The sequence below is a fragment of the Streptomyces sp. NPDC029152 genome (genome assembly GCF_055564355.1).
Genome location: NZ_JBVHWR010000007.1, coordinates 326,689 through 334,930, shown reverse-complemented (window position 1 = coordinate 334,930; position 8,242 = coordinate 326,689). Strand labels below are relative to the sequence as shown.

Sequence of the window (8,242 nt, the reverse complement as noted above, 5' to 3'; positions counted from 1 at the left end):
GGCGCGGGACTTCACGCCCGTACGGTGAATCGAACCGGCCGGGGGCCCGGGGGTCGCCCCCCGGAGAACACCGCATCGGGGCGCGGGACTTCACGCCGGTGAAGTGAACCGCGTGCGGGAACCGGGCAGGGGCCTCTTCGTGTGGGACGGGAGGCCCCTGCCCGGTGTCGTCTCAGCCGGCCAGGACGTCCAGCAGCCGGTCGACGTCCGCCGCCGTGTTGTAGAGGTGGAACGCGGCCCGCAGGTTGCCCGCCCGGTCCGAGACCTGGACGCCCGCCCGGCCCAGGTCGCCCTGCCGGTGGCCGAGTCCGGGCACCGACACGATCGCCGAGCCCGGCGCGGGGACCGCCTCGTGGCCCAGGGAGCCCAGGCCCTCGCGGAACCGGTCGGCGAGGGCCGTGTCGTGGGCGTGCACGGCGTCCACGCCGAGTTCCTCGATCAGCGCGAGGGAGTGCCGGGCGCCCGTGTAGGAGAAGAGGGCGGGGCTCTCGTCGAAGCGCCGCGCGGAGTGGGCGAGTTCCTCGACGGGGCCGTAGCAGCTGTCCCAGGGGTGCTCGCCCGACGCCCAGCCGGCGAACAGCGGCGTCAGCCCGGCCGCCTCTCCCAGGTCCTCCGGGACGACGAGGAAGGCGACGCCGCGCGGGCACAGCGTCCACTTGTAGGCGACGGCGGCCACGTAGTCGAAGTCGTCGGCGGCCAGTGGCAGCCACCCGTTGGACTGGGAGGTGTCGACCAGCGTCCGCGCGCCGTGCGCCCGGGCGGCGTCCCGCAGCGCCGCGAGGTCGGCGATCCGCCCGTCGGCGGACTGCACGGAGCTGACCGCGACGAGCGCGGTGTCCGGGCCCACCGACTCGGCGAGCCGCTCCAGCGGCACACTGCGCACCTTCAGGTCGCCGCGCATGTGCAGCGGGTTCACCAGGGAGCTGAAGTCGGCCTCCGCGGTGAGGACTTCGGAGCCCGCGGGCAGTGAGGCCGCGACGAGCCCGCTGAAGGTGGCGACCGACGCCCCGGCCGCCACCCGGGAGGCGGGGACCTTGAGGAGGCGGGCGAAGGCGGAGCGGCTCGCCTCGACGTCGGCGAACATGTCGAGGGGCTGCCCGGCCGCCGCGGCCTCGGCCGCGTCACGCATCGCGGCGAGGGTCCGGGCGGGCAGCAGGCCGGTGCTGGCGGTGTTCAGGTACGTGGTCTTCGGGTCGAACTCGGCACGGACGAGGGTCTCGAAGCTCTCCATGGCACCACTGTGCGGCCCCGGGACCTCTCCGTCCATCGCGTATTTCTGCGCGATGTCCCCAAGGACTGCTTATGCGATCCCTGTGACCTGGGCGTTTCAGCTCTGCGGGACCGCGCAGCCGTCCGGGCCGCACGCCTCCGCGGTCCCGTCCGCGGCGTCGACGGGCTTCAGCGGCGCGCGCTCGCCCCAGGCCTGCGTCAGCGCCCGGGCGAAGACCTCAGCGGGCTGGGCGCCGGAGACGCCGTAGGTCCGGTCGAGCACGAAGAAGGGCACCCCGGTGGCCCCGAGCTGCGCGGCCTCGCGTTCGTCGGCGCGGACCTCGTCGGCGTAGGCGGTGGGGTCGGCGAGCACCCCGCGGACGGTGTCCGCCTCCAGCCCGGCGCCGACGGCCAGCTCCACGAGCCGCTCGTCGTCGGCGAACACGGAGCGTTCCTCGGCGAAGTTGCCCCGGTAGAGCGCGTCCAGCAGCGCGTCCTGGCGCCCCTCCTCCTTGGCGAGGTGCAGCAGCCGGTGCATGTCGAAGGTGCTGCCGTGGTCACGGCCGCGGGTGCGGTAGTCCAGCCCCTCGGCGGCGGCCTGCGCGCCGAGGTTGTCCTCACCTGCCTGTGCCTGGGCCTCGCTCATGCCGTACTTCGCGGTGAGCATCGTCAGCACGGGCTGGACGTCGTCCTTGGCGCGCCCGGGGTCCAGCTCGAAGGACCGGTGCACCACCTCGACACCGTCCCGGTGCTCGAAGGCCGCGAGCGCCTTCTCGAAGCGGGCCTTGCCCACGTAGCACCAGGGGCAGGCGATGTCGCTCCAGATCTCGACGCGCATGTGTCGGCTCTTCTCCAGGTCGTACGGGTGCGGAGGCCTCCCCTCCGCCGCGTACGTGAACGTTCAAGCGTCGCGTCTCATTCCCCGGGCACGTCGAAGCACAGGCGCAGGTGGTGGTCCCCCTCGGCGGGCGGGTGGTCCGGGTCGGGGAACCAGCCCCGGCGGGCGTAGAAGGCCTGGGCGCGCCGGTTGCCGGCGTGGACGTCGAGGACGGCCGTGCGCCTGCCGTCGGCCCGCCACTGCTCGACGCAGGCCGCGTGCAGGGCGGTGCCGATGCCGGAGCGCCAGTGGCCGGGGTCGACGTGGAACTGGTACAGCTTGACCGTGCCGGCCGGGGCGTCCTCCGGGACGCGGAAGGAGGCGACGGCCACGATGCCTCCCCGCTCCACGGCGCACAGCACGTGTCCGTCGGGCCGTTCGACGGCGGTGCGCCAGGCGGCGGCCCAGTCGTGGCCGTCGTCGGGGAGCCCGTCCGGGTAGTACGTCGCCCGGGCGCGGACGTGCAGCGCGGCCACGGCCTCCGTCTCGGCGGGCAGGGCGGTGCGGATCACCCGGTTCCCGGTCCCGCGTTCGTCGATCATGCACCGCAGGACGCGTGGACCGGGCTTCCGGTTGCGTCAGCCCGCGTCAGCTGCCGTCGCGCAGGTCCGCCGGCGGGTACGGCCGGAACTCCAGGCGGTCGTACCTCACGACGCAGCCCTCGCCCGTCGGCGACTGGGCCATGAAGCCGGTCAGGGCCGCGCCCGTCTCCTTCTCGTCGCCGAGGGCGAACACGCGGACGAAGGTCCAGCGCTCGCCGTCGAGGGAGGCGTGGAACGCGAAGGCCCGTCCGGTGCGGCTGACGCGCAGCCACACCGAGTCCCCCCGCACGGTGAAGGAGTTGCAGTCGTCGGAGTGCCCCCGGGTGACCACCGTGCAGACGGTGGCCACGTCCGGGGAGTACTCCAGGCACAGCTTGGCCCAGGCCCGCTCGCCGACGTGGACGTAGAGCACCCCGGCGTCGAAGGCGGCCTCGAAGCCGACCGTGACGCGGGCGATGAGCTGGAAGTCCCCCTCGGGCGCCCCGAGCAGCCGTGGCGCGTCGGAGGCGGGCTCCAGCGCCTCCCCGCCCGGCGGCACGAACCGGTCCTGCCGCGCCCCGGCCGCGCCGGTGAGCACACCGTCCTCGTAGGACCAGCCGCCGTCGGGCCCGTGGGTACGGAGCGGGAAGGGGAGTTCGGGGAGTTCCATGTCCATCTGCTCGTTCTCTCCGGTTCGGTGTACGCGCCCCGTGGGCGCGGGGGTGTATCGGTACGCGGCTCCGCCGCGTGGGCGCGGGCGGCCACGGCGGCGCGGCCCCCGCACGCGTCAGCACGCGTCAGCACGCGCCACGGCGCTACCGCTCCAGGACCCCGTTGAACCGGCGGGGAAGCCCCAGCGGGTTGTCGTCCCGCAGCTCCGGCGGCAGCAGCGCCTCCGGCGTCCCCTGGTACGCGACGGGCCGCAGCCACCGCTCGATCGCCGTGCCGCCCACCGACGTGGACGTCGACGTCGTCGCCGGGTACGGCCCCCCGTGGTGCTGGGCCGCGGCGACCGCGACCCCCGTCGGCCAGCCGTTGACCAGCACCCGCCCCGCGAGCGGCGTCAGCTCCGCGAGGATCTCCGCCCCGCGTCCCTGCCCGGCCGCCTCCTCGGCGGAGAGCTGCACGGTCGCCGTGAGGTTGCCCGGCAGCCGGGAGAGCACGCCCCGCACCTCGGCCTCGTCGTCGTAGCGGGCCACCACGGTGACCGGCCCGAAGCACTCCTCCAGGAGCAGGTCGTGCTCGCCCTCGGCGGTCAGCCGTCCGGCCGGCACGGTCAGGAAGCCGGGGCTGACGGTGTGCTCGCCGCCCGAGCCCGGCGTCACCGGGGACTCCACGTCGGGCAGGGCGGCGCGCTCGGCGACCCCGGCGACGAAGTTGTCCCGCATGCGGTGGTCGAGCAGCACTCCGGCGTCGGTGTCGCTGACGGCGTCCGTGAGGGTCTTGACCAGGCCGTCGCCCGCGGCGCCGGAGGGCACCAGGACCAGGCCCGGCTTCACGCAGAACTGGCCGACGCCCAGGGTCATCGAGCCGGCGAGCCCGGCGCCGATGGCCTCGGCCCGCTCGGCCGCCGCGGCCTCGGTGACGACGACCGGGTTCAGCGAGCCCAGTTCGCCGTGGAAGGGGATCGGCACGGGCCGCGCCGCCGCCGCGTCGAACAGGGCGCGGCCACCGCGGACCGACCCCGTGAAGCCGGCCGCGGCGACCAGCGGGTGCCTGATCAGCTCGATGCCGGCGTCGAAGCCGTGCACCAGGCCGAGGACGCCCTCGGGGATGTCGTGCCGGGCGGCGGCCCGGCGCAGCACGCTCGCGACCAGCTCGGACAGGGCCGGGTGGTCGGGGTGGGCCTTGACGACGACCGGGCAGCCGGCCGCCAGCGCGCTGGCGGTGTCACCGCCGGGCACGGAGAAGGCGAAGGGGAAGTTGGAGGCCGAGTAGACGGCGACGACGCCGAGCGGCACCTTGTAGCGGCGCAGGTCGGGGACGGGCGGGGTGGCGGTGTCGTCGGGGTGGTCGATGACGACGCCGAGGAACTCGCCCTCGTCGACGATGTCGGCGAAGGCCCGCAGCTGGTAGCAGGTGCGGGCGAGTTCGCCGGTGAGCCGGACCGGGCCGAGCGCGGTCTCGGCGTCGGCCACCTCGACGAGGGTGTTCTCGGCCGCCTTCAGCTCGTCGGCGGCGGTGCGCAGGAAGGCCGCGCGGACGGCGCGGTCGGCGAGGGCCCCGCGCGCCGCGTGGGCGGCGCGGACGGCGGCGTCCACCTCCTGGGCCGTGGCCTCCACCGCGACCTGTTCACGCTGCTTCCCGGTACGGGGGTCGACACTCCAGACTGGTGCTGCTGCCACCGCGGGTCCCTCCACGTGCTCTGCGTTCTCGGCAACGGGGTCGTTCGATATACTGAACGCTGTCTCCGATGATGAATACGGTGGACATTATTTCCCGTCGAACGAAGGGGTCAAGGGCGATGTCGGCTGGCGAGACGGGGGGCGGAGCGCAGGTCAAGTCCGCCGTGCGGACGGTGGAACTGCTCGAGTACTTCGCCGGACGCCCCGGCATGCACTCCCTCGCGTCGGTCCAGGAGGCCGTCGGCTACCCCAAGTCGAGCCTGTACATGCTGCTGCGCACGCTGGTCGAGCTGGGCTGGGTGGAGACCGACGCGACGGGCACGCGGTACGGCATCGGGGTGCGGGCGCTGCTGGTCGGCACGTCGTACATCGACGGCGACGAGGTGGTCGCGGCGGCCCGGCCGACGCTGGACCGGCTCTCCGACGACACCACGGAGACCATCCACCTCGCCCGGCTGGACGGCACGAACGTCGTCTACCTGGCCACCCGCCAGTCCCAGCACTACCTGCGGCCCTTCACCCGGGTCGGCCGCCGGCTGCCCGCGCACTCGACGTCGCTGGGCAAGGCACTGCTGAGCACCTACAGCGACGAGCAGGTCCGCAAGATGCTGCCCGAGACCCTGCCGGCGCTGACCGAACACACCATCACCGACCGGGAGAAGCTCATCGAGGAGCTGCACCAGGTGCGGGAGCAGGGCTTCGCGGTGGACCGCGAGGAGAACACGCTGGGGCTGCGCTGCTTCGGCGTGGCGATCCCCTACCGCACCCCCGCGCGGGACGCGATCAGCTGCTCGGTGCCGGTGGCGCGGCTGACGCCGGCGCACGAACAGACGGTGAAGGACGCGCTGTTCGACGCGCGCGACCGGCTGGCGCTGGCGACGCGTAGGCTCTGATCCATGCACATCGCACTGCGCGAGGTCCACGACAGCGATCTGCCCGTCTTCTTCCGGCAGATGAACGATCCCGAGGCCCTGCGCATGGCGGCCTTCACCCCGCCCGACCCGGCCGACTGGGACGCGTTCACGGCGCACTGGAACACGGTCCGGGCATCGCGCGACGTCGTGCGGACCATCCTGGGCGACGGTGACGTCATCGGCAGCGCCGCGGTGTACGGGGAGCCGGGCGAGCGCGAGGTGACGTACTGGGTGGACCGGGCGTACTGGGGCCGGGGCGTGGCGACGGCCGCGCTGCGGGCGCTGCTGGCGGAGGTGCCGGACCGCCCGCTGTACGCGCGGGCCGCGGCGGACAACACCGGGTCGCGGCGCGTGCTGGAGAAGTGCGGCTTCGAGACGAGCGCCCGGGCCCGGGGCTTCGCTCCGGCGCGGGGCGAGGTGATCGACGAGGTCGTCCTCCACCTCGCGGACTGACCCGTCCTCCACTTCGCGGACTGACCCGTCCTCCCCCGTGCGGCGACGGATCGCCGGCGCGCAGGACGTTCCGGCGGGTGTGCGCGGGGGCGTGGAGCCATGACGCAGACGCTCACCCCCGCCCGACGCGGCCGACGGCCCGACGCGGCCGACGGCCCGACGCGGCCGACGCTTCTCGCCTGCGCTGCCCGGACGGCCGACGGCCTTCTCCCCGCCACCGTCGGCGCCCGCTTCCTCGCCCCGCGGTCGGCCGCGGCCCGCGCCCGGTCGTGGGCGCGCTCGCCCGGTCCCACGGAACCGGCTTCATGAACGGATGATGAGAAAACGGGCGCAGGGGAACGATCCGCCCCCGCCCGTTCGTCCTGTGGTCGGGATGAACAAGACGATCAGGCGCGCATCGGTCTTCACGCTGCTCCTGGTGTTCGCTCTGCTGGTGCGGGCGACCTGGGTGCAGTTCTACGACGGCCGGGCGCTCGCGGACGACAAGGACAACCGGCGCAACGCGATCGAGACGTACGCGGAGCCGCTCGGGAACATCGTCGTGGCCGGACGGTCGGTCACCGGCTCGGCACGGACGGAGGGCGGCGACCTCACGTACAAACGCACGTACACGGACGGGAAGCTGTACGCGGCGGTGACGGGCTACGCCTCGCAGGCCTACGCGCCCACGCAGTTGGAGGGCATCTACCAGGACCTGCTCAACGGCACCGACCCCCGGCTGAAGACGGTGATGGACACGGTCACCGGGAGGCGGTCCGATCCGGGCAACGTGATCACGACGATCGACCCGGCCGTGCAGAAGGCCGGGCTTAAGGCGCTGGGCGACAAGAAGGGCGCCGCCGTCGCGATCGACCCGAGGACGGGCCGGATCCTCGCGGTCGTGTCCACCCCGTCGTACGACCCGTCGTCGCTGACCGACGCCAACACCGCGGGTGAGGCCTGGAAGGAGCTCACCGGCGACCCGGACAAGCCGCTGACCAACCGGGCGCTGCGCCAGCCGCTGCCGCCCGGCTCGACGTTCAAGCTCGTGGTCGCGGCGGCCGCGCTGGAGGACGGGCTGTACGGGTCGGTGGACGAGCCGACCGACAGCCCGGACCCGTACCGGCTGCCGGACACCACGAAGGACCTGTCGAACGAGAACCCGAACGCCCCCTGCGAGAACGCCACGATCCGCACCGCCCTGCAGTACTCGTGCAACAACGTCTTCGCCAAGATGGCCGTCGACCTGGGACAGGACAAGCTCCGGACGATGGCCGAGAAGTTCGGGTTCAACGACGAGACGCAGGACGTGCCGGTGCGGGCCTACACGAGCGTGTACCCGAAGGACATGAACCGGCCGTCGACCGCCCTGACGGGCATCGGCCAGTTCGACGTGACGGCGACCCCCCTCCAGATGGCCATGGTGTCCGCGGCCATTGCCAACGGCGGCAAGCTGGTCTCGCCGCACATGGTGGCGCAGATCACCGGTAGTGACGGCGACGTGCTGGAGGACTACGACGACTCGGCGGAGACGAAGCAGATCGTCAGCTCCTCCACCGCCGAGCAGCTGGAGTCGGCCATGCGGACGGTCGTCGAGGAGGGCACGGGGTCGAACGCGCAGATCCCCGGCGCGACCGTGGGCGGCAAGACGGGCACGGCCCAGCACGGCGAGAACAACAGCAAGACGCCGTACGCCTGGTTCACGTCCTACGCCAAGTCCGCCTCCTCGGACCAGGAGGTCGCCGTGGCCGTCCTCGTCGAGCAGTCCGACGCGGCCCGCTCCGAGGTCAGCGGCAACGGGCTGGCGGCCCCGGTGGCCAAGGCGATGATGGAGGCGGCCCTCAAGGGCTAGAGCCCCCTCACCCGGCCTGAACTCCCCTCCCCTTCCGGTTCGGTCGGCCATACGGTGTTCGGCGCACCGTACGGTCGGCGCGGCCGACGCTG

At 73.5% G+C, this 8,242-nt stretch carries 8 protein-coding genes; 3 read left to right on the top strand and 5 right to left on the bottom strand.

Going from position 1 to position 8,242, the window contains the following annotated elements:
- Positions 1-172: 172 nt before the first annotated feature.
- The 5 genes from ACZ4V6_RS17775 to ACZ4V6_RS17755 form a co-directional block, all read right to left on the bottom strand.
- Positions 173-1,267 carry an aminotransferase class V-fold PLP-dependent enzyme gene (locus ACZ4V6_RS17775; protein WP_467828058.1) on the bottom strand — a complete coding sequence of 365 codons (1,095 nt, stop codon included), beginning with the start codon at positions 1,265-1,267 and terminating at the stop codon, positions 173-175.
- 60 nt (positions 1,268-1,327) lie between these two features.
- Entirely contained in the window at positions 1,328-2,047 is a 720-nt protein-coding gene (locus ACZ4V6_RS17770; RefSeq protein ID WP_467828056.1) for a DsbA family oxidoreductase, read from the bottom strand.
- A gap of 77 nt (positions 2,048-2,124) precedes the next feature.
- Positions 2,125-2,628 carry a GNAT family N-acetyltransferase gene (locus tag ACZ4V6_RS17765; protein ID WP_467828053.1) on the bottom strand — a complete coding sequence of 168 codons (504 nt, stop codon included), beginning with the start codon at positions 2,626-2,628 and terminating at the stop codon, positions 2,125-2,127.
- A 46-nt stretch (positions 2,629-2,674) separates the two neighbouring features.
- Complete coding sequence (locus ACZ4V6_RS17760; protein ID WP_467828051.1) at positions 2,675-3,283, bottom strand: DUF1349 domain-containing protein; 609 nt, start codon at positions 3,281-3,283, stop codon at positions 2,675-2,677.
- 139 nt (positions 3,284-3,422) lie between these two features.
- Positions 3,423-4,952 (bottom strand): aldehyde dehydrogenase (NADP(+)), encoded by a 1,530-nt coding sequence (locus ACZ4V6_RS17755; RefSeq protein WP_467828048.1) that lies wholly within the window; start codon positions 4,950-4,952, stop codon positions 3,423-3,425.
- A 119-nt stretch (positions 4,953-5,071) separates the two neighbouring features.
- On the opposite strand from ACZ4V6_RS17755, the gene ACZ4V6_RS17750 reads away from it, so the two are divergent.
- The 3 genes from ACZ4V6_RS17750 to ACZ4V6_RS17740 all read left to right on the top strand — a co-directional run bounded on the left by ACZ4V6_RS17750 (position 5,072) and on the right by ACZ4V6_RS17740 (position 8,150).
- Complete coding sequence (locus ACZ4V6_RS17750) at positions 5,072-5,845, top strand: IclR family transcriptional regulator (protein WP_077798530.1); 774 nt, start codon at positions 5,072-5,074, stop codon at positions 5,843-5,845.
- Between the two features lie 3 nt (positions 5,846-5,848).
- Entirely contained in the window at positions 5,849-6,319 is a 471-nt protein-coding gene (locus tag ACZ4V6_RS17745; protein ID WP_467828045.1) for a GNAT family N-acetyltransferase, read from the top strand.
- A gap of 373 nt (positions 6,320-6,692) precedes the next feature.
- Positions 6,693-8,150: a peptidoglycan D,D-transpeptidase FtsI family protein gene (locus ACZ4V6_RS17740; RefSeq protein WP_467828043.1), complete on the top strand. Its 1,458-nt coding sequence runs from the start codon at positions 6,693-6,695 to the stop codon at positions 8,148-8,150.
- Positions 8,151-8,242 lie beyond the last annotated feature (92 nt).